Below are 20,151 nucleotides of genomic sequence, written 5' to 3'. Positions count from 1 at the left end.
AAAAATCAGGCTTTAATGGCTTTCAATACGTTGATCATTTCGAGCGCAGTCAGAGCCGCTTCAGCACCTTTGTTACCCGCTTTGGTGCCGGCACGCTCAATGGCCTGCTCGATGCTTTCAGTGGTCAGCACGCCAAACGCGACAGGAATCTCGCTGTTCATGGCAACGCTGGCGATACCGGAGCTGGCTTCACCCGCCACATATTCGAAGTGCGCAGTGCCACCACGAATAACCGTACCGAGTGCGATAATCGCATCATATTTGCCGGTGTTGGCCAGCGCGCGTGCTGCCAGAGGCAGTTCGTATGCACCAGGCACCCAGACTACGGTGATATTGTCATCTTTGACCTGGCCGATACGTTTCAGGGCATCAACTGCGCCATCCAGCAGGCTGTCATTAATGAAGTTGTTAAAACGCGCGATAACGATGGCAACATTGGCCTCAGGCGTTGCAACAGCAGCTTCGATAACTTTCATACTTATCCTTTCAGGGGTTTGGTTGGCCCCGCGCAGGGGGGCGGATTCTATCATACTCTTGGGCGGCGTGCTCTCGCTTTTCCGACCGTGTTATTGTGGTGTCAGGGTCAGGCGTAAATCGTCACCGACCTGGCGGACATCACTGAAACGGAAGGCAGGTGCGTCAGCCAGCTGGCTTAGTCCCGGCAGCTTACACAGCCCGCGTCCTTCATGACCTAACAGCTTAGGCGCCAGATAAACAATCAGTTCATCGACCAGTCCGGCCTGCAACAGGGCACCGGCCAGCGTTGCGCCCGCTTCAACCCAGACGCTGTTAATCTGTCGCTGTCCCAGCAGCATCATCATCGCCACCAGGTCCAGCTGTTGTTCGCGCAGCGGAACAGCGATTTGCGTCACGTCAGCGGGCCAGCTCTGCTGATCGGGCTGATGACGCATCAGCCAGGTTTCGCCTGGCTGCTCAATGAGCCGATGCTGCGGCGTCACGCGATTCTGGCTGTCGATAATCACCCGCACCGGCTGACGCAGTTGCTGCTCATCAAGCAGTGCCTGGCTCTCCGCATTAAGTTCAGACCAGCGTACCGTCAGGGAAGGATCGTCCGCCAGCACCGTGGCGCTGCTGCTGAGAATGGCGGCGCTCTGCGCACGCAGGCGCTGCACATCACGACGGGCAGCCGGCGAGGTTATCCACTGACTTTCGCCGCTGGCCATTGCCGTTCTGCCATCCAGTGAGGCACCCAGCTTGAGCTGGATCCAGGGGAAGCCAGTGCGCATGCGTTTGAGGAAACCGCGATTCAGCACCTCCGCTTCCGGCATCATCAGACCGTGGCTGACCTCAATGCCCGCCTGATGCAGACGGTGCAGTCCGCGCCCCGCCACCTGCGGATTCGGATCCTGCATGGCGGCCACGACACGGGTAACGCCAGCGGCGATCAGCGCATCACAGCAGGGTGGCGTACGGCCATGATGGCTGCAGGGCTCCAGCGTGACATAGGCGGTTGCGCCACGCGCTTTCTCACCCGCCATGCGCAGGGCGTGGACTTCAGCATGCGGTTCACCGGCGCGCTGATGCCAGCCCTCACCGACCACCTCGCCATCGCGCACAATCACGCAGCCCACATTGGGGTTCGGCATCGTCGTAAAGCGGCCGCGTCGCGCCAGTTCCAGCGCACGCGCCATGTAAAGTTCATCCATGGTTTAATCCTGTAACCGGGCGATCTCTTCGCCAAAATCACGAATGTCTTCAAAGCTGCGGTAAACCGAGGCAAAACGGATGTAGGCGACTTTATCGAGCTTCTTCAGCTCATCCATCACCAGATTGCCGATCAGCTTACTGGGGATCTCACGTTCACCGGTGGCACGCAGCTGGGTTTTAATATGGTTTACGGCGCTTTCAACCGCATCGGCGCTGACCGGACGCTTCTCAAGCGCTTTCATCATCCCGCTGGCCATTTTGTCTTCATTAAACGGTTCGCGCACGTCATTGCTTTTCACCACGCGTGGCATCACCAGTTCCGCCACCTCGAAGGTGGTAAAACGCTCATGACACATCAGACACTGGCGGCGGCGGCGCACCGAAGAGCCTTCACTAACCAGACGAGAATCAATCACTTTGGTGTCCACAGCGGAGCAGAATGGGCAATGCATGACGTTTCCTGACGCGAGAGAGATGGGCCAGACAGTGTAGCGCGAACTGCGAATCAACAAAATCTCTTCCGTGCCTTTCCTGTGCCACCACGCACAGCATAAATGATGTTAAATATCAGCGACGGCAAAAGGGTCTACGCTTATAGAGCCGAAAGACGGCGTATATCCACTAACACACTGGAGGTTGTATGGGTCTGTTTAATTTTGTGAAAGAAGCCGGTGAGAAATTATGGGATGCCGTGAATGGCGGCGATGACCAGAATAAAAAGCTGCAGGATCACATCAACAAGCTCGGTTTACCCGACAGCGACAAAGTGGATGTGAAGGTCAACGGCGATACCGTGACCGTGACGGGCGATGGCCTTTCCCAGGAGCTGAAAGAGAAGATTCTGATCGCAGCCGGTAACGTTGCAGGCATCACCAAAGTAGAAGATAAGGTGACTGTGACAGACAGCGCGGCCGAGTCAGAACTTTACACCGTGAAAAAAGGCGACACGCTGAGCGCAATTTCCAAACAGGTTTATGGAAATGCCAACGAATACAACAAGATTTTCGAAGCGAATAAGCCAATGCTCTCTCATCCTGATAAGATCTATCCTGGCCAGGTTTTACGTATTCCAAAATAACGGACAAGGATAACTTATGAGCAGGATGGTTTGGGTTCCGGTGGCGCTCTCTCTGGTGATGCTGAGCGGTTGCAGCAGTAGCGCCAGCAACCCGCAGGTCAGAGAGCTGCATCAGGAAGTGAGTCAGCTTAATCAGCAGATGCAGCACCTGACCACGCAGGCCAGCGCGCTGGAGATTCAGGGGCAGCTAAACAGCCATTCGCAGCAAGGCGCGTGGCTGATCCCGCAGGCGAACACGCCGGTGGCGCTGCAAACCCAGCTCGGCACGCTGCGACTGACGCTCTCGCCTGTCACCGCTGAAGCCAGCGGCTCGCGGGCAACCCTGACGGTACGCTCAATGGACGATCGCCCTTTGCCCGCCCTGCACGCTACGGTGAACTGGGGCGAACTCGATCCGGCAACCGGTAAACCACTGAGTAACGGCAGTCTGAGTCAGACAATAGCGGTGCCTGCCTCGCTGTTGCCCCAGCATTCGGTGAGCATACCGCTGCGACTCAGCGGCCTTACGCCGGATCAATCAGGTTATGTCCGCGTGCATAACGTCACCGGCGACGCACCTGCCCAGACCTCTCCTGCTGCACCCTGATCTGATCACAGGTGCAAAAAAAAACGGGCAGCCACATGGCTGCCCGTTTTTATTTCTCTGCGGCGATTAAGGCAGGATAGAAGGCTGATCGGCGCCCTCTTTCTCGACTTTCTGCACCAGCATATGTTCACGCTTCATGCCCAGCTTCAGCGCCAGCGCCGAAGAGACATAAATTGATGAAATCGTACCAATCGTCACACCAATCAGCATGGTCAGTGAGAAGCCTTTCAGCAGCGCACCACCAAACACGAAGAGGATGAGGATCATCGCCAGCGTGGTCAGCGAGGTAATCAGCGTACGGCTTAACGTCTGGGTCAGTGACACGTTAGTAATATCGTAAGAGCTGCCGCGACGGATCTTGCGGAAGTTTTCACGAATACGGTCCGACACCACGATTTTATCGTTAAGCGAGTAGCCAATCACCGACATCAGTGAGGCAACAATCGTCAGGTCGATTTCAATGCGGAACAGCGCCAGCAGGCCGCAGGTGATGATCACGTCATGCGCCAGCGCCAGCACGGTACCCAGCGCCAGACGCCACTCAAAGCGAAAACCGATGTAGATCAGAATCGCAATCAGCGCGGACAACAGCGCCATCGCACCCGCCTGCGCCAGGTCGCTGCCCACACTCGGACCCACGAACTCAATGCGCTTAACGGTAGCATTCTGCTGGGTGGTCTGGTTAATCACCGACACCACTTTATTGCCTAACTCGGTGCCCGCCGGGCCGGTAACCGGTGCCATACGCACCATGACGTCACGGCTGCTGCCAAAGTTCTGCACCAGCGGCTCGTCAAAGCCCGCTTTCACCAGATCACCACGCAGGACTTCAAGATCGGCCGGTTTTTCCAGCGCGATCTCAATCACCGTACCACCGGTGAAATCGAGGCCCCAGTTAAAACCACGCACACCCACGATAGCAATCGCGGCGAGAATCAGCAGTCCCGAAATGATGAAGGCCAGCTTATCCCAGCGCATAAAGTCGACGACTTTACGCCCGTGGTTCAACTGCTCAATGTTATATTCCTGTGCCACAACGCACTCCTCAGATAGACAGCTTGTTGATGCGTTTGCCACCGTAAACCAGGTTAACAATGGCACGGGTACCGACAATCGCGGTGAACATTGAGGTTGCGATACCAATTGCGGTGGTAATAGCAAAGCCTTTGATCGAACCGGTGCCGACTGCATAAAGAATGATAACTTTGATCAGGGTGGTCACGTTTGCATCGACAATACTGGAGAAGGCGCCTTTATAGCCCTCATGAATTGCCTGCTGAACCGAGCGCCCGTTACGCAGCTCTTCTTTAATACGTTCGTTAATCAGCACGTTGGCATCCACCGCCACCGCCAGCGTTAACACGATACCGGCAATACCCGGCATGGTCAGGGTCGCACCCGGCAACAGCGACATAATGCCGACAATCAGCACCAGGTTAACCAGCAGCGCGCTGGTCGCTATCAGACCAAACTTCTTGTAGAACACCACCATAAACAGGATCGACGCAAGCAGACCCCACAGGCAGGCTTCCAGACCCTGAGTAATATTCTGCTGACCCATCGTCGGCCCGATAGTACGCTCTTCCACAATCTGGATGGGCGCAATCAACGCACCGGCACGCAGCAGCAGCGAGAGCTGACGCGCTTCGTTCGGGTTGTTGATACCGGTGATGCGGAAGCTGTTCCCCAGACGAGACTGGATGTTGGCGACGTTAATCACCTCTTCCTGTTTCACCAGAATTGAACGGCCGTTGGCATCTTTCTTACCGCTGTCTTTGTACTCCACAAACAGGGTCGCCATCGGCTTGCCGATGTTGTCCTTGGTGAAGTTCGACATGATGTTACCGCCTGCGCCATCCAGTGAAATGTTCACCTGTGGCTGGTTGTACTCATCCATGCTGGAAGTCGAGTCGGTGATATGGTCACCGGTCAGGATCACCCGCTTGTAGAGCACCACCGGCTGGCCATCACGCATGTCTTTAACTTCAGAGTCACCCGGTACACGACCACTGGCCGCTACGGTTGGATCCACGCTGGTGTTTACCAGACGGAATTCCAGCGTCGCCGTTGCACCCAGAATCTCTTTAGCGCGTGCCGTATCCTGAATACCCGGCAGCTCAACTACGATGCGATCGGAACCCTGACGCTGTACCAGCGGTTCGGCCACGCCCAGCTGGTTCACACGGTTACGCAGAATAGTAATGTTCTGCTGAACCGCATATTCACGCGCTTCGCTGAGACGAGCATCGCTCATGGTGGCACGCAGGGCATCGCTGCCGCTGCTGTTGATCACCAGATCCTGATGACGCGAGGTCAGCCAGGAGATCGCCGCATCGCGGCTGGCTGCGTCACGGAAACGAATTTCCACGCCGTAGTTCGCGATTTTGTTGACGGTGGTGTAAGGGATACTTTTGGTGCGCAGGTCGCTACGCAGCGAGTCAGCATTCTGCTCCTGCAGTTTGCCGAGTGCGGTGTCCATGTCCACTTCCATCAGGAAGTGCACACCACCACGCAGATCGAGACCGAGTTTCATCGGTTCTGCTGACAGCATCGACAGCCAGCGAGGCGTGGCTGGCGCGAGGTTCAGCGCAACAACGTAGTTTTCACCCAGCGCTTTCATGATCGCTTCACGGGCGCGTAACTGCACATCCGTATTATTGAAGCGCGCGGTAATCGCACCATTTTCCAGCGCAACAGATTTGCTCTGGATATTGTCTTGTTTTAATGCGGACTGAATTTGATCCAACGTCTGCTCACTGGCGGCGCTTCCGCGCGCACCAGTGATTTGAACGGCCGGATCCTCACCATACAGGTTGGGAAGCGCATAGAGCAGGCCGACGAGAATCACGACGACCAGCATCACGTACTTCCACAAAGGATAACGATTTAACACGGCAGTTCCCTTAGGGAAGAAAGAATTACAGCGCCTTGATAGTGCCTTTAGGCAGCACGGCGGCGACGAAATCACGTTTAATGACGACTTCATTGGTGTCATTCAGCGCGATAGCTACGTAGCCCGTGTCAGAGACTTTTGTTACGCGGCCTACAAGGCCACCGCTGGTCAGCACTTCATCACCCTTAGAGATAGAATCCATCAGCTTCTTGTGCTCTTTCGCACGTTTCTGCTGCGGACGCAGGATCATGAAATAGAAAATCAGACCAAACACCACCAGCATGATCACCAGAGAATACGGACTTCCCTGAGACGGTGCGCCTGCTGCGGCCACGGCGTCAGAAATGAAAAAGCTCATTAAATTTCCCTCATTGATGAATTATCAGACGTTAAAGGCGGAACTTCTTTGCCCGTCCGTTGGTAGAACTCGTTTACAAAGCGCTCTAATTTACCCTCTTCGATGGCCTGGCGTAAACCTGCCATCAGGCGCTGGTAATAGCGCAAATTGTGGATAGTGTTCAGACGCGCGCCCAGTATTTCGTTACAACGGTCGAGATGATACAAGTAGGCACGACTATAATTGCGACAGGTGTAACAATCACACTCCGCATCCAGTGGCGCAGTGTCATCTTTGTATCTGGCGTTGCGGATTTTCACCACACCCTCAGTCACAAACAGATGACCATTTCGGGCATTACGGGTCGGCATCACGCAGTCAAACATATCGACGCCGCGACGGACGCCCTCGACCAGATCTTCTGGCTTGCCGACACCCATCAGATAACGCGGTTTATCCTGCGGAAGCTGCGGACAGACGTGCTCAAGAATACGGTGCATGTCCTGCTTAGGCTCACCCACCGCCAGGCCGCCCACAGCGTACCCATCAAAGCCAATCTCTACCAGACCTTTCACCGAGACATCTCGTAAATCTTCGTAAACCGAGCCCTGAATAATGCCAAATAACGCATTTTTATTGCCCAGGCTGTCAAAACGGTCACGACTGCGTTGCGCCCAGCGCAGCGACATCTCCATCGAGCGTTTGGCATAGTCCCAGTCCGCCGGATAGGGCGTACATTCATCGAAAATCATTACGATGTCGGAACCGAGGTCGTACTGAATCTCCATCGATTTTTCCGGATCGAGGAAGATCGGGTCGCCGTTGATCGGGTTACGGAAATGCACGCCCGCTTCGGTGATTTTACGGATGTCGCCCAGGCTGAAGACCTGGAAGCCGCCGGAGTCGGTCAGGATCGGCCCTTTCCACTGCATAAAGTCATGCAGATCGCCATGCAGTTTCATGATCTCCTGGCCCGGACGCAGCCAGAGGTGGAAGGTATTGCCCAGAATGATCTGCGCGCCGGTCTCCTGCACTTCTTCCGGCGTCATGCCTTTGACGGTGCCATAGGTGCCAACAGGCATAAACGCAGGGGTTTCCACCACACCGCGATCAAAAATCAGACGGCCACGGCGTGCGCGCCCGTCTGTGGTATCAAGTTCAAATTTCACAAAGCCTCCATCGGAGAAACAGTCCGATGCAGATAACCTTCAGTCGCTCTCAGTCGATTCCGGCTATCGGTTAATAAATCAGTCGCCCACTTTTTCCAGCGGCGCCTGCGGATTTTTGCTGATAAACATCGCGTCACCATAACTGAAGAAACGATATTGCTCAGCCACGGCTGCGCGGTACGCGGTCATGGTGTGCTGATAACCGGCAAACGCCGAGACCAGCATAATCAGAGTCGATTCGGGCAGATGGAAGTTGGTGATCAGCGCATCAATCACCTGATACTCATAGCCCGGATAGATAAAAATCTGGGTATCGTCGAAGAACGGCGCAATCAGGGCATCCTGACTCGCTTTAGCGGCGCTCTCCAGCGAACGGACAGAGGTAGTGCCGACAGCGACTACTTTATTGCCGCGTGCTTTACAGGCCAGCACCGCATCAACAACCTCCTGCGGCACTTCGGCATATTCAGCATGCATGTGATGCTCTTCGATGGTGTCGACGCGCACCGGCTGGAAGGTTCCCGCACCGACATGCAGCGTCACAAACGCCATCTCAATGCCCTTCTCTTTCAGCGCCTGCAGCAGCGGTTCATCAAAATGCAGACCGGCTGTCGGTGCCGCAACGGCACCCGGACGGGCGCTGTAAACCGTCTGATACAACTCGCGATCCGCCTCTTCATCCGGACGGTCGATATAAGGCGGCAGAGGCATATGGCCGACGCTGTTGAGGATGTCGAGCACCGCGCGCTCATCATCAAACACAATCTCAAACAGCGCATCGTGACGCGCCACCATCGTCGCTTTCACGCTCTCATCTTCGCCCAGCAGCAGTTCTGCTCCCGGCTTCGGCGCTTTCGAGGCGCGCACATGGGCCAGCACACGCTTGTCGTCAAGCATCCGCTCCACCAGCATCTCGATTTTGCCGCCACTGGCTTTGCGGCCAAAGACGCGCGCCGGAATCACACGGGTGTTGTTGAACACCAGCAGATCGCCCGGATTCAGCTTATCCAGCACGTCGGTGAACACACCGTGCGACAGCGTCCCGCTGGGACCCTCGAGCGACAGCAGACGACAGCCGCTGCGCTGCGCCTGGGGATAGTGAGCAATCAGGGATTCGGGCAGTTCAAAAGCAAAATCGGCGACACGCATGAAAGAGTTCTTTCTCAGGCAAAAACAGGCGGCACAGTTTAGCGGAAAATCGACCAATTCTGAACAACTGGCTGCGCAAAGGCAGTTCAGCCTATAATGCGGCATGAACTTTCTTGCTCATCTCCATCTGGCTAAGCTGGCCGACAGCTCCTTACTCGGCAATTTAATGGCCGATTTTGTGCGTGGCAACCCGCACCAGCACTGGTCTGCGCCCGTCGCGGACGGCATTCTGATGCACCGTCGTCTCGATGTGATGACCGATGCGCTGCCGGAAGTGCGCAGCGCCCGTCAGCTATTCCGTGCCGAAACCTATCGCGTGGCACCCATTACGCTGGACGTCATCTGGGACCATTTTCTGGCCCGGCACTGGCAGCACTTCACGCCCGGCCAGACCCTGGTGCACTTTTCTGCCGCCGCCGAGCGCGAGATCATGCCGCAACTGACAGACACCCCCATCGAGTTTCAGGAACTCAACGCGGTGATGTGGCGCGAGCGCTGGTTTGAGCATTATGCCCAGCCCGCGCGGCTGGAGCGGGTGCTGCACGGCATGGCCAGCCGCCGTCCACGCCTGGCGGCCCTGCGCGACTCCTACCACGATTTCACGCAACACTATGATCAGCTGGAAGCGCTGTTTTTTGTTTTTTATCCGCGTTTAATGGCGCTGGCGACCAGCAGAACCCTGTAAAACACGATCCTCTGCTGCCGGGCTGGCGGACGCCAGCTTTCGTCCGCCGGGAAAGCGCCTCACCCGACCCCCGCATCATCTTGCCATTGCTGCCTATCTGCGGCTTAATGAAGCCTTTCTTAACAATAGTTAAGTAAATATCACAGCCAGACCGCCTGTTCAGGCGTGCCTTCCGTTCGTTTTGACCAAAAGACATAAGAGGAAAAGATGTCATCCGCTTCGCATTCTGAAATTGACGCGCGTTACCGTTACGCCTGCGACATCGCCCGTGCGGCGGCCAGCCGGGCTTATTCGTGGTATCAGCAGCGTCAGACACTGGTGGTGGAACACAAAAGGGATTTGCAGGACGTGGTCAGCGAGGCTGATCGTAACGTTGAGGCATTGATTAAGACATTAATCGCTGAGCGCTTTCCTGACGATGCTGTCTATGGCGAAGAGAGCGGCGGTGAGGTTCAGGGCGCGCCCTTTATCTGGGTGGTCGATCCCATCGACGGCACCGCCTGCTTCGTCAACGGCCTGCCTAACTGGTGCGTCTCGCTGGCGGTGGTCTGTGACGGCGAACCAGTGATCGGCGTGGTCTGCGATCCCAATCATCAGGAGCTGTTTCACGCACGAGCAGGTCAGGGTGCGTGGGTTAATGAGAGCCGTTTGCAGGTTCATAGCGCGACGCATCTCAACGAGGGTTTGCTCGGCATCAGCAACTCCAGTCGCACCCCTGCCGAAAGCGTCTCGCGCCTGATTAGCGGCTTAACTGAACAGGGTGGCATGTTTATCCGCATCGGTTCTGGCGCGCTGACCAGCGCCTGGGCGGCCGCCGGGCGACTGATTGGCTACTATGAAGCGCATATGCATCCCTGGGATAGTCTGCCGGGCATCGTCCTGATGCGCGAAGCGGGCGGCGTTACTAATGATTATCTGCGCAACGAAGGACTCAAAAACGGCAACCCGGTGTTGCTGGCCAATGCGACTCTTTATCCAAAAATCAAAGCGCTGACCGATAATCGCGCGCTGGAGGAGTAAATGACGCTGCCAGGCCTGTACCGCTGCGCGCTGATCCTCTGTTCTCTCTGGCTGTTAAGTCCGGTGTCACAGGCGGCGGATTACCAGCTGGAGAAAGTGGTCGAACTGAGCCGTCACGGTGTCCGTCCGCCCACCCCCGGCAATCGTAAAGAGATTGAAGCCGCCAGCCAGCAACCCTGGACGCAGTGGACCACCGCCGATGGTGAGCTGACCGGTCATGGCTACAGCGCGGTGGTCAATAAAGGACGCTGGCAAGGCGAGCACTATCGCCAGCTCGGCCTGCTGGGCGCGGGCTGTCCTGATGCGGCACAGGTCTACGTGCGCGCCAGTCCGCTGCAGCGCACCCGTGCCACGGCCACAGCGCTGACTGATGGGGCCTTTCCCGGCTGCGGCGTGCCGGTGCATCACGTAGCGGGCGAAGTCGATCCCCTGTTTCAGAGTGAAAAGCTGACGATCACCCAGAGCGATCCTGCTCAGGAGCTGGCGGCTAAGCAGCAGAAAGCGGGCGATCTGGCGCGGCTGCAACAGCAGTTGCAACCCGCCATTCAGCAGCTGAAAGCCGCCGTCTGCCCGCCCGCGACTGACTGCCCCCTCTTTGATGCGCCCTGGTCGTTCCGGCAAACCCGTAACGGCAACACATACGTTTACGGGCTGAGTGTGATGGCAAGCATGGTGGAGACGCTGCGACTGGGCTACAGCGAAAACCTGCCGTTGGACCAGCTCGCCTGGGGACACATCACCTCGGCCGCGCAGATCACCACGCTGCTGCCGCTGCTGACCGCAAACTACGATCTCAGCAACGACGTGCTCTATCAGGCACAGCGCCGTGGCTCAATATTGCTCAACGCCCTGCTGGAGGCGATTGCTTCCGATAGCGCGCCGGGCCGCTGGCTGATTCTGGTGGCACATGACACCAATATTGCGATGGTGCGCACCCTGATGGGCTTTAGCTGGCAGTTGCCAGGCTATTCACGCGGCAACATTCCACCGGGCAGTAGTCTGGTGCTGGAGCGCTGGCGCGACACCCACAGCGGCGAACGTTTTTTGCGGCTCTATTTCCAGGCGCAGAGTCTGGATGGGATTCGTCAGCTGCAACCGATTGATGATAAACATCCGTTATTACGTCAGGAGTGGCATCAGCATGACTGCAGAATCACCGATGTCGGCCTGCTCTGCCCTTATCAATCCACGCTGACTCAGCTACGAAAAAAGCTGGATAACAGCGCTGTGCTGCCGGTTTCGGTTATATTGCCCTGAGTCTGTGGCTAATCAAATTCAGGCCGCAGCATCAACGCGGCCTGAATAATGTTAACCGCTGTTAATTAACGCCATTCCGACCTTTTCTTATTTAAATCGCCTGACTATCAGCGCCACTCGTTTTGTTTTACGATAGACCCGTCAATCATCCCTTTATTAACTATTTTCCTGTAATTCTTGAGTATTTCGGCGACTGGTTTCGCCGTTTTTTATTTCTCTCTTTCTGTCTTCTCCCCCTGTGCCCATGTACCCACACGCGCTCTCGCCTGAAGCTACATACCCGGCCTGGAAAATAGTAAGGTTGAATTTAATTGCCTCCTTAAAATCAACCTGTTAATCCCTTACCTGCTGATTACGGGAGTCAGGAACACTTCGGCGCAGAATACTGAATTCCGCGGCACTGTCCTGATATATCGATCGATTCCCCAGATACCACATAATAAATTCATTATTGTTTTTTACTCCTATTTTCCTCATCACCCTTCTTTTGTAATAACTAACGGACTTCTCAGTCAGCCCTAACCATTCGGCTATCTGCTTCAGGGTCATGCCGGTCATAAAGAACCAGGTGACAGCGACTTCATTCTCAGTAAATGACATGCAGCGTTGGGTATTATCCATAAACGTCACAGTTCCTCCATTGCTTAAAACGGATTAAATAATGTTGTAAAAGCTGTAAACAGCGTTATTCTGCCAGTCTGGAACCAGCGTATATAAGGTGAAAACTAATTCAGGTTTTTAGTGAAAACGGCCTCTTTTCCGACGTCATCGACCAGCGTGTATTCAACGGTCATTTTTTTATTTTTTATTACTTCAGGCAAACTAAAACCTTTATTGTCATAAGGAGCAATCATTCTGTCCATGCCCAGTTTTAGTGACTGCTCTCCAGCCAATGACGTAACTTTTAATGAAACAGGCGTCACAAAATAGGGCGTAGGATTACTCAGCTCGAGTGAATGACCGTTGTCGGCAATGCGGACGTTTATAGCGCCGCCAATACTGTTAATGTCCATACTGCTATTGAAAGGCCGATAGGTAATTCTCAGCTGGGTGTTTAATCCGACTTCTATTTTATTGGCCGTTTTCTCCTGCTGAGAAGATTTGACACCCGGAATTTCATAGAGATTTATCCAGAATACGGACTCACGATCACGGGGTAAATCAAGTATTTTTTCCGTCGGCAGTATCTTAAGGTTCAGAATTTTACCCGGTGTCATCCTGGCGACTGCTGGAATAATAGCAAAAGGGTAATTTTTTTCTTTATTAATATCGCCGGCGCTTCCATCATCAACCCAGCTCTGAAGTAACACCGGCGCCTGACTGTCGTTGTTGACGATGAGCAGGCGCCTGCCGCTGTCCTTGCTGCTGAACAGCACCCTGTCCTGCAACGGCATAATCGTGGCATGGAGTTCCGCCGCATTAAACAGAAAAATAAAACTCACCCAATATAAAAAATATCTCATCACCAGTACCTCACAATAATATGCGCCGTCGCATCTATTTTCCCAGGCGTGACAGGTTTTGCGGGGTCAACGATGCCATAGAATGCGAAATACTGAGACGTGATATCTACCTGAGTGGGGGTATTTTGAGAACGCGAGATTTCCCCATCCAGAAGAGAAAACCAGCCTTTTGTATAATCATTAGTGTATGCGTTGGTTATAAATCCGACCGTCTTACCGGCAACAGACACACCTATGCCGACGTTTGACGCATATCCATCCTGTCCATAATTATCCGATAACGCATAACGTGACCACAAAACGTTGTTCCCGGACATAGGATGATCAGTGCTGAATGCGACCGAAATTTTATCAGGTCCAACACCTGCATTCCGGTTGATAAAGCCATTAACGAGCTCCCCACCGCACCGATAGGTTACAGTAAAGTCCTTACCTATTGTTTCAAAATCAGACTTCAACGCAGTGACAGTGACTGGCGGTAAAATGACAGGATTTGTATAGCTGTAGACGCGACATCCCCAGGGCGTTTGCACGAACGTGTTTGCCGTAGAGTATTGCATCCCAAAGCCAATCCAGTTCCAGTTACTGAACCCGTCCCAGTTCGTGTTACTGTCAGCACCTGGGATAGTGATATTTTTTTTGTCGTTCCAGCCCGGCCCGACAAAAACCGTATAGCCGTTGGGCTGGGGACAGGTATATGCAATACCGCTGGCGGAATCATCCGCAGGGCCATTACATCCCCAATACGCAACCGGATCGCCTCCTCTCATTGTGGATGGTAAGCGGTAAATTTCTGCCGTCACACCGCTGAAGTCACGGGCATAAAAGTTGAGCTTGTTACCCTCCCGGTGCCCTTCAATTGGTGAATGCTGCCAGTACCTTGAGAACACCTTACCGTCACTGTCACGAATCAGTTTGATGCCGATAAAAGGAAAATAGGTCTGATAGACGCCCTCTCCCGCGCTGATATTGCCCCCCACGTTACTGTCGCCGTTAGTGGCAAAATACTCATAGGTCTGTCCCTGATCGGCAAGATCACAGGTGTATAACAGCTGGTTCTCCCCTTCAGGCAAGGATTGAGCCTGCCCTACCGTGGCCGTAGTGGAGCCAATCAGTCCAGTTGGCATAAACTCCGCGGGCTGAAGTTTTATTGAACCAAAAATCAGAGGCACACCGCCTTTACTGTCATCGCCCTGTCTGGCTTTATAGACAGGCTGGCATGTGGCGAAGGCTGACGATGTAAAAAACGCCACGATCGGCAGGGAAAAAATGACTGCATACTTTTTCATGCATAAGGCCTTATTGACAGACTGCGGTAATATAATTCAGCGCTTTCGTGGACTGAGTATCTACAGGCGTATAACGGATGGTGCACTGTTCATCGGGCGCGCTGCCCCACCGGGCGGTCAGTGTCTGACGGTTTTCCAGCCGCAGATAGGTATTACCGGCCTGGCTTACCGTTGCAACGTTATTTCCACCGGAATCGAAAATATCTGACCCCAGGGGGACATAGCTGCCATTCGCCCGCCTGAGCTGCATCATGACCGGTATGCCCTGGCGCGTTTTGAAGACCACCCGGTTGACGGAACCCGCGTATGGCGTCACAACGTGCTGGCTGTCAATAATATCGACATCCGCGGATGCCCCTTCCGGCGCATCAAGGTTGATGTTGTTACGTCTGTAAGGCATCAGCGAAGGAACGATTGCATAACCTGAACTGTCGATTTTAATGTTCTGGCCATTGAGTACCGTGGCGCCCTCTGCCCCTTTTGCTTCCACAATGGCAAACGTGTTACTCACGGTATGCCCCAGTGTGATCCCGCCACTGTGCAACGCGATGGCACCGCTCATCGAACCGGATGCCTGCCAGTTTCCCGGAGATTTTGAGACCGTTCCACTCACGTTGGCTTTGGGCAGAATGGTCGCCAGATTCAGACCCGAACTGTTTCCTGAGCGGTCGCGACTGTAATTCACACCCCACTGGGTCGTGTTGTCTTTACCTGCGCTGCCGGACAGCGAGGTCTGGTAGCTGTGTTCACTATTACTATTGATGTATGACGCAGACAGGGTTGTATTACGGGTATCACGCCCGATAGGCACAGAAAAATTCAGCGCAAACTGGGTGTCTTTGTAATATTCCTTGTGCCGTTTTTCGTCAGGTACTCCCCATCTCTGCGCGTCAGAAATCCGGGTGCGGTACTGTCTGGAAATACTGAAATCCATGTGAATGCCGTAAGGCAATGCCGTGTTGTATCCCACCTGATAAGAGGTGTCTTTGTTTCGTCCGTCATAGTAATTTTGCGATGAGCCGGAAACGTAAATGCTGCCCAGTGAACCTAGCGGTTGGCTGACATTGAGCTGAAGACGGTTTTTTTGCATGTACGTTCCCCCCTCCACCGACGACAGCGGGGTGTCCGAGTTGTTCAGGGCAACGATATCCTGAAGATCCCGGTAGCCACGGGTGGAATACCGGTAGCCGGCAAAACTGATGGTGGTGCCAACCGGACCCAGCGTTTTACTGTACTCGGTATTCACCATCCACCCCTGCGTGGCGCTGCCATTTCTGAGTCGCGCATTGGACCAGGTTGCAGAAGAACCGAATGCACCGAGTGACGAAGAATAGATGGCCCCACCGCTGGCCGCCTGATAACCACTGCCGATACGTAACCCGCTGTTTGCCGTTACCGCATTAGAAACGCCATACTTGACGGAAAGCTCGGTAAACTGGTTGTCACGGCTGTAATCATTGATCTCGCCGGCTGAAAAGCTATAGTCCAGGCGTCCGGGGCGGACGGAACCCGGTAGTGTAGAGTAAGGTACTGAATACTCAGTGAGGCTTCCGTCACTTTCCGTCACCCTGACATTGAGGTCTCCACCGTAGAAAGCCGGTGCCAGGTCATCAATTCTGAAGTTACCCGGTGGAACAGTCGTCTCATAGATTTTGTATTTTTTTTGAAAGACTTCGACTTTCGCATTGGTTCTCGCTGTACCTCTCACCGTCGGCGCATACTGAACCATGGAAGGGGGTAACACGCGGTTATCGGTCCTGAGACTTACACCGGTAAAACCGAGCCCGCTGAATGCATCAGAGCCCGAACTGAGCTGGCCTAGCAGCAGCTCACTTCGCAGTGACGGCAAGCCCCGACTGGCGTACAGGCGTGAGGAGTGCCATCTGGACCCAAAACGGTTACGGTTGAAATTCCCCTGCTGCCGGAACTGCCACTTTCCTGCGTTAAAGCCGCTGCTAAGTCCAACATACGTCGAACTCACTCCGCCTGTATGGGTGCTATGTGACTCATACTGGTTGACCGTGTAATTCGAAAATAAGGCGGTACTGCCTGCCTCAAACTCACTTGAGGGAATATAATCATCCGGACGGTATACCAGCAGAGACTGAGGCACAGTAATGTTTACCCGCAGAGAAGAAAGGTCGGGCGAAGTCTTTACCTCCGGCAGAACAGCTTCAAGCGCGTATTTTCTGTCATTAACCAGGGCTTCTGGCTTCTTTTTAAGAGGTAAACTGTTGATAAACTCACCTGTAAATAACGGCGTCAGCGACTTACCTTTCCGTTCAAAAGTCAGCGACTTTTTTGAAAATAATTTATTGTTTATGTAAACAGAAACGTCATATTCACCGGGGTTATAAAATGTGTCTTCTCCTGACAATGCGGAAATATCGCTCAGGCCGCCCGCACTGAGCATGGCGGGGCTGAATTCATATTCTTCCGCATAAATAGAAAACGAGCAGAGAGAAATAAGCAGGTAATAAATTCTGATTTTCATTTTCGTAACAACATCACATCATTTATCTTTAATCAGGAAATTTACTGGCGTGCCATAATCATTGATCATCACCGCATTAAGCGGACCACTAAGACGATCGCCCTTGAGGACTGCGGAATAATCGTCACCCGGCAATAGCGTCAATTTTTCTGCCAGGATCCGCTTTCCATTGCTGATATCTCTGATGGATAGAATATTCGGCGATTTGTTGCTGATCACTAAAGCTCCTCCCTGCAATCGGTATGAAACTTTATTTTCATCTTTCGAAGAAAAAGCATTGACTGCAGCCGGTCTGTAAATAACTTTCAGCCGACTCCGGATGATGATATTAAGCCGGTCATCGTCATTTTCATTTTTCCTGACGCCCGGAATCTGAGTAAAGTCCAGATAAAAGAGCGACTCTCTATTCTGAGGCAACTCACTGGATAACAGTTTAACTTTTACCGTCTGCCCCCCTTTCTCTTTAATTTTAAAAACAGGCGGCACGGCAACAAAATCTGGTTTGTCTTTATTATCCGATTCAACCTGAACAATAAACGGATTGTCACTGGTGTTATCAAACATAATGGTCTTCTCAAGCGTACCCGCCATCACAATACGCGAAGCATTCATGACTACCGCAGCCTGAGTTACGCCACTGATTAAAAAAAAGAAAACTGAAATTATTTTCAGATAAGTCACAAGTTTCATAATTTATTCCAGCCCCGCGAAAACGCGGGGCGCAGTTTTTAAAGATAACTGATAGCGTACTGAACGGTCGCTTCAACCTTACCGGCTGTTGCAGCCCCACCGGTAGCAATATACCGAGCGGTATACTGTGCTTCTCCGCTGGTTTCATTCGGATTGAGCGAGAATGCCTTAGCAGTTGCTTCGCCTGATTTTAAATCAATGACATTATTGTCAGGGTCCAGTAACTGAATCGCGACGTTACTTGCCGGAGAGTCAGTTGCAATATTTTTCAGGTTACCGGAAGCATCAACATTGGATGATGCAAAATGAATTTTAATGTCCTGAGTCGCTGTTTTAGGATCCGTACATCCTGTCAGCTTCATGCTGAAATTTGTGGGTGTAGACGTATTCCCCGTCGCGGAAAGATCGCTGACCTTTGCCGTCTGCAGCAAGATAACAGGTGCAGCTGAAGTTGAATCGTTGACGCTGACGTTACACGTCTGGGCAGAAACTTCACCTTTGAAGCGGATACTGTTTTCCTGTGCTGCATATACACTGCTGGCCGATAATGCGGTCAGGGCAACGAACCCGGTCAATAAAGTTTTTTTAAACATTCCAGTACTCCTTGAAATTTTTTTCTGTTAATAGACATGCTGACTGATGCCTGAGTAAATAAACCAGGAGAGAGAAAATCCAACATGGTTAATACTGTCAGGGCACTTAAATTCATAGACACAATTAAGCCAGCGAAAGCATCTTACGAGCGAAGTGAGATAAACACACCTTTGAATTTCTCTAATCTTGTTTAAATTTATATGAATTTTATATTCAATATTATCTTCATAAAAAACAATGAGTTACTTGCAGTACCCACATAAAAAATCATGCAAAACATAAAAATAAATTTGCAATAAAAAGATGTGATATACTTATTTAAACTGATCTGATTAGCTTCAGGCTTACAATTTTTCTATTTCACAAAACTTTCACCTGCGCATTAGCCGTATGTTTTATGCGGGGTCTTTATTTCTTTCACTGGTGGAGAATGCTTTGAGCAGAAAAATCACTCTTAACAGTTTTCTGATATTTGAACCGGATAAAAAAAGAATTACCGGCAGGGGCAACCCGGCGGTTATCAGCGCATCCGCATCACTGTGTCTGGAACTTCTCATTGATAATGTAGGGCAACTTGTCACACATCAACAGTTCTATGACTATGTATGGCGTCGGTTTGGTACGGAACCGGCCTCAACGACTCTTTATCAGAATATCTCGGCGCTGAGACGCGCGCTGAATAAAGCCGGTCTTCAGGAAGATATCATCCGGACCATGCCGCGGAAGGGGTTTCTCCTTTCTCCACAGACAACCGTTGAGAGAGAAAGTCTTTTTTCCTTTACATCTGTCAGCACTGAGTCGGAAAGTGCCCATTCTCTCTCCGCCGGCGGCAATGAAATGCCAGAGCACAGCCTCCATGATGAAAGAATGAGGAATACTCAGAATGAGCAAAAATCAGATTCTGAAAACAAGATTTCTTCATATTCACCCCTGACACAACATCCGTTTTTTTCAGCTTTTTTTAAGTCAAAAAAAATGATGATCGCAACCTTTATGCTTTTTTTGGCACTTTTTTTTTCGTCTTTTTTATATTTCAGATCCGGACCGAATCATAATGACACTGTGTTTATTTACAGCACTAACTACAAAGGCTGCATAATCTTCAATAATGCGGATGGGTGGCTGAAAAAGGATGAGGTGAAGGAACAGGTTGATGAGATGAAATTAAATTGCAGTATAGCACCTTATATCTACCTTACCGCATTCAAACATGCAGACAGTCTTTCTTATTTTAACTGCGAGCATCCGTTGAATGGACATGTCAGAGCAAATTGCCGTTCGTATTACTTTGTGAAGAAACTGAATAATGATTAAAGTTATCCTCCTGATTATCTTGTGCATTGTCATCTATTCTTTCGCGCCATTCAGCAGGAACGGTGAAAACACCATTTCTTGTACAGCTGATGTGTCCTATCAATGGAAGCAGGACCGGATGGACTTACTTATTACGCAAACCCTTCTTGACGGAAAAGGCGTTCTTTCAATGTCTGGGATCTTATATGATAAAAATGAAACAAAATCTTATCTGAGTAAAACGATTTCATTTTCATACTTACAGAACCAATTTTTTTACTACTTCAGGTCTGAGCTGATCATGAACTCCCCTCAGATGACGATGAGCCTTTCCGATCAGAAGAAATGGTTACCCGACTTTTTTACAGATAACAATATGCCGCTGGTACTCAAGATCAGGCCTTATGGTAAAGATGCCTGGATTTTTTATGCCGAAAACACACCGCTTTTCATCTGTGAGAGAAGCAATTAACGGCCAGGCTGACG

General features: G+C 52.2%; 21 protein-coding genes. 7 read left to right on the top strand and 14 right to left on the bottom strand.

Annotated features, from left to right (window positions below):
* Window positions 1-5 precede the first annotated feature (5 nt).
* From ribE to nrdR, 3 genes are all read right to left on the bottom strand, one after another.
* Window positions 6-476 (bottom strand): 6,7-dimethyl-8-ribityllumazine synthase, encoded by a 471-nt coding sequence (gene ribE, locus HFD95_RS03645; RefSeq protein ID WP_010255369.1) that lies wholly within the window; start codon window positions 474-476, stop codon window positions 6-8.
* Window positions 477-566: 90 nt separating this feature from the next.
* Window positions 567-1,667, bottom strand: a complete 1,101-nt coding sequence (gene ribD, locus HFD95_RS03640; protein ID WP_010255367.1) for a bifunctional diaminohydroxyphosphoribosylaminopyrimidine deaminase/5-amino-6-(5-phosphoribosylamino)uracil reductase RibD — start codon at window positions 1,665-1,667, stop codon at window positions 567-569.
* Between the two features lie 3 nt (window positions 1,668-1,670).
* Window positions 1,671-2,120, bottom strand: coding sequence for a transcriptional regulator NrdR (gene nrdR / locus HFD95_RS03635; protein ID WP_009091750.1), 450 nt, complete (start codon window positions 2,118-2,120; stop codon window positions 1,671-1,673).
* Window positions 2,121-2,308: 188 nt separating this feature from the next.
* Here nrdR and lysM point away from each other — a divergent pair, with 188 nt between their 5' ends.
* Window positions 2,309-2,746, top strand: a complete 438-nt coding sequence (gene lysM, locus HFD95_RS03630) for a peptidoglycan-binding protein LysM (RefSeq protein WP_010671197.1) — start codon at window positions 2,309-2,311, stop codon at window positions 2,744-2,746.
* A 16-nt stretch (window positions 2,747-2,762) separates the two neighbouring features.
* Window positions 2,763-3,332, top strand: coding sequence for a DUF3251 domain-containing protein (locus tag HFD95_RS03625; RefSeq protein ID WP_050680158.1), 570 nt, complete (start codon window positions 2,763-2,765; stop codon window positions 3,330-3,332).
* Between the two features lie 66 nt (window positions 3,333-3,398).
* On the opposite strand, the gene secF is transcribed toward HFD95_RS03625, so the two are convergent.
* The 5 genes from secF to queA all read right to left on the bottom strand — a co-directional run bounded on the left by secF (window position 3,399) and on the right by queA (window position 8,880).
* Window positions 3,399-4,367 carry a protein translocase subunit SecF gene (gene secF / locus HFD95_RS03620; protein WP_010255357.1) on the bottom strand — a complete coding sequence of 323 codons (969 nt, stop codon included), beginning with the start codon at window positions 4,365-4,367 and terminating at the stop codon, window positions 3,399-3,401.
* Window positions 4,368-4,377: 10 nt separating this feature from the next.
* On the bottom strand, window positions 4,378-6,225 hold the full coding sequence (gene secD / locus HFD95_RS03615) for a protein translocase subunit SecD (RefSeq protein WP_010255355.1): 1,848 nt from the start codon (window positions 6,223-6,225) through the stop codon (window positions 4,378-4,380).
* A 25-nt stretch (window positions 6,226-6,250) separates the two neighbouring features.
* A complete protein-coding gene (yajC, locus tag HFD95_RS03610; protein ID WP_010255353.1) occupies window positions 6,251-6,583 on the bottom strand; it encodes a preprotein translocase subunit YajC in 333 nt (110 codons plus the stop codon).
* The gene (tgt, locus tag HFD95_RS03605; protein WP_010255351.1) at window positions 6,583-7,731 is read right to left on the bottom strand and encodes a tRNA guanosine(34) transglycosylase Tgt; all 1,149 of its coding nucleotides are present in this window, start codon (window positions 7,729-7,731) and stop codon (window positions 6,583-6,585) included. Before tgt ends, yajC begins: the two co-directional genes overlap by 1 nt.
* A 78-nt stretch (window positions 7,732-7,809) precedes the next feature.
* Window positions 7,810-8,880: a tRNA preQ1(34) S-adenosylmethionine ribosyltransferase-isomerase QueA gene (gene queA, locus HFD95_RS03600; protein WP_167429839.1), complete on the bottom strand. Its 1,071-nt coding sequence runs from the start codon at window positions 8,878-8,880 to the stop codon at window positions 7,810-7,812.
* A gap of 103 nt (window positions 8,881-8,983) precedes the next feature.
* Here queA and HFD95_RS03595 point away from each other — a divergent pair, with 103 nt between their 5' ends.
* From HFD95_RS03595 to HFD95_RS03585, 3 genes are all read left to right on the top strand, one after another.
* On the top strand, window positions 8,984-9,565 hold the full coding sequence (locus tag HFD95_RS03595) for an ACP phosphodiesterase (protein ID WP_064689916.1): 582 nt from the start codon (window positions 8,984-8,986) through the stop codon (window positions 9,563-9,565).
* 207 nt (window positions 9,566-9,772) lie between these two features.
* Window positions 9,773-10,585 (top strand): inositol monophosphatase, encoded by an 813-nt coding sequence (locus HFD95_RS03590; RefSeq protein ID WP_064689915.1) that lies wholly within the window; start codon window positions 9,773-9,775, stop codon window positions 10,583-10,585.
* Window positions 10,586-11,842, top strand: coding sequence for a histidine-type phosphatase (locus tag HFD95_RS03585; protein ID WP_060679580.1), 1,257 nt, complete (start codon window positions 10,586-10,588; stop codon window positions 11,840-11,842). It begins immediately after the preceding gene.
* 333 nt (window positions 11,843-12,175) lie between these two features.
* Here the strand turns inward: HFD95_RS03585 and HFD95_RS03580 are convergent, their stop codons facing one another.
* From HFD95_RS03580 to HFD95_RS03555, 6 genes are all read right to left on the bottom strand, one after another.
* Window positions 12,176-12,463: a helix-turn-helix transcriptional regulator gene (locus tag HFD95_RS03580; protein WP_010255342.1), complete on the bottom strand. Its 288-nt coding sequence runs from the start codon at window positions 12,461-12,463 to the stop codon at window positions 12,176-12,178.
* A gap of 104 nt (window positions 12,464-12,567) precedes the next feature.
* Window positions 12,568-13,305 carry a molecular chaperone gene (locus HFD95_RS03575; protein ID WP_010255341.1) on the bottom strand — a complete coding sequence of 246 codons (738 nt, stop codon included), beginning with the start codon at window positions 13,303-13,305 and terminating at the stop codon, window positions 12,568-12,570.
* Window positions 13,305-14,594 (bottom strand): fimbrial protein, encoded by a 1,290-nt coding sequence (locus HFD95_RS03570; protein ID WP_010255339.1) that lies wholly within the window; start codon window positions 14,592-14,594, stop codon window positions 13,305-13,307. Before HFD95_RS03570 ends, HFD95_RS03575 begins: the two co-directional genes overlap by 1 nt.
* 10 nt (window positions 14,595-14,604) lie before the next feature.
* Window positions 14,605-17,088, bottom strand: coding sequence for a fimbria/pilus outer membrane usher protein (locus HFD95_RS03565; protein WP_010255338.1), 2,484 nt, complete (start codon window positions 17,086-17,088; stop codon window positions 14,605-14,607).
* Window positions 17,089-17,106: 18 nt separating this feature from the next.
* Entirely contained in the window at window positions 17,107-17,778 is a 672-nt protein-coding gene (locus HFD95_RS03560) for a molecular chaperone (RefSeq protein WP_010255337.1), read from the bottom strand.
* A 38-nt stretch (window positions 17,779-17,816) separates the two neighbouring features.
* Window positions 17,817-18,371: a fimbrial protein gene (locus HFD95_RS03555; RefSeq protein WP_010255336.1), complete on the bottom strand. Its 555-nt coding sequence runs from the start codon at window positions 18,369-18,371 to the stop codon at window positions 17,817-17,819.
* 391 nt (window positions 18,372-18,762) lie between these two features.
* On the opposite strand from HFD95_RS03555, the gene HFD95_RS03550 reads away from it, so the two are divergent.
* Together HFD95_RS03550 and HFD95_RS03545 are read left to right on the top strand one after the other, a co-directional pair.
* Window positions 18,763-19,686, top strand: a complete 924-nt coding sequence (locus tag HFD95_RS03550; RefSeq protein ID WP_022626131.1) for a winged helix-turn-helix domain-containing protein — start codon at window positions 18,763-18,765, stop codon at window positions 19,684-19,686.
* Complete coding sequence (locus HFD95_RS03545) at window positions 19,679-20,137, top strand: hypothetical protein (protein ID WP_010255330.1); 459 nt, start codon at window positions 19,679-19,681, stop codon at window positions 20,135-20,137. The genes HFD95_RS03550 and HFD95_RS03545 overlap by 8 nt, the downstream gene beginning before the upstream one ends.
* Window positions 20,138-20,151: the final 14 nt, after the last annotated feature.

Source organism: Pantoea sp. EKM10T, assembly GCF_011800685.1.
Classification (GTDB): domain Bacteria; phylum Pseudomonadota; class Gammaproteobacteria; order Enterobacterales; family Enterobacteriaceae; genus Pantoea; species Pantoea agglomerans.
The sequence above is the reverse complement of the archived record's forward strand: the minus strand, read 5'-3'. Positions and strand labels throughout refer to the sequence as shown.

Bases quoted from the DNA above. Each gene is read 5' to 3' on its own strand.
- HFD95_RS03590 (WP_064689915.1), top strand. From the start codon at position 9,773: ATGTCATCCGCTTCGCATTCTGAAATTGACGCGCGTTACCGTTACGCC.
- HFD95_RS03545 (WP_010255330.1), top strand. From the start codon at position 19,679: ATGATTAAAGTTATCCTCCTGATTATCTTGTGCATTGTCATCTATTCT.
- nrdR (WP_009091750.1), bottom strand. From the start codon at position 2,120: ATGCATTGCCCATTCTGCTCCGCTGTGGACACCAAAGTGATTGATTCT.
- HFD95_RS03560 (WP_010255337.1), bottom strand. From the start codon at position 17,778: ATGAAACTTGTGACTTATCTGAAAATAATTTCAGTTTTCTTTTTTTTA.
- HFD95_RS03565 (WP_010255338.1), bottom strand. From the start codon at position 17,088: ATGAAAATCAGAATTTATTACCTGCTTATTTCTCTCTGCTCGTTTTCT.
- HFD95_RS03555 (WP_010255336.1), bottom strand. From the start codon at position 18,371: ATGTTTAAAAAAACTTTATTGACCGGGTTCGTTGCCCTGACCGCATTA.
- HFD95_RS03570 (WP_010255339.1), bottom strand. From the start codon at position 14,594: ATGAAAAAGTATGCAGTCATTTTTTCCCTGCCGATCGTGGCGTTTTTT.
- ribD (WP_010255367.1), bottom strand. From the start codon at position 1,667: ATGGATGAACTTTACATGGCGCGTGCGCTGGAACTGGCGCGACGCGGC.
- HFD95_RS03585 (WP_060679580.1), top strand. From the start codon at position 10,586: ATGACGCTGCCAGGCCTGTACCGCTGCGCGCTGATCCTCTGTTCTCTC.
- queA (WP_167429839.1), bottom strand. From the start codon at position 8,880: ATGCGTGTCGCCGATTTTGCTTTTGAACTGCCCGAATCCCTGATTGCT.
- HFD95_RS03595 (WP_064689916.1), top strand. From the start codon at position 8,984: ATGAACTTTCTTGCTCATCTCCATCTGGCTAAGCTGGCCGACAGCTCC.
- HFD95_RS03550 (WP_022626131.1), top strand. From the start codon at position 18,763: ATGTTTTATGCGGGGTCTTTATTTCTTTCACTGGTGGAGAATGCTTTG.
- HFD95_RS03580 (WP_010255342.1), bottom strand. From the start codon at position 12,463: ATGGATAATACCCAACGCTGCATGTCATTTACTGAGAATGAAGTCGCT.
- HFD95_RS03575 (WP_010255341.1), bottom strand. From the start codon at position 13,305: ATGAGATATTTTTTATATTGGGTGAGTTTTATTTTTCTGTTTAATGCG.
- yajC (WP_010255353.1), bottom strand. From the start codon at position 6,583: ATGAGCTTTTTCATTTCTGACGCCGTGGCCGCAGCAGGCGCACCGTCT.
- lysM (WP_010671197.1), top strand. From the start codon at position 2,309: ATGGGTCTGTTTAATTTTGTGAAAGAAGCCGGTGAGAAATTATGGGAT.
- HFD95_RS03625 (WP_050680158.1), top strand. From the start codon at position 2,763: ATGAGCAGGATGGTTTGGGTTCCGGTGGCGCTCTCTCTGGTGATGCTG.
- ribE (WP_010255369.1), bottom strand. From the start codon at position 476: ATGAAAGTTATCGAAGCTGCTGTTGCAACGCCTGAGGCCAATGTTGCC.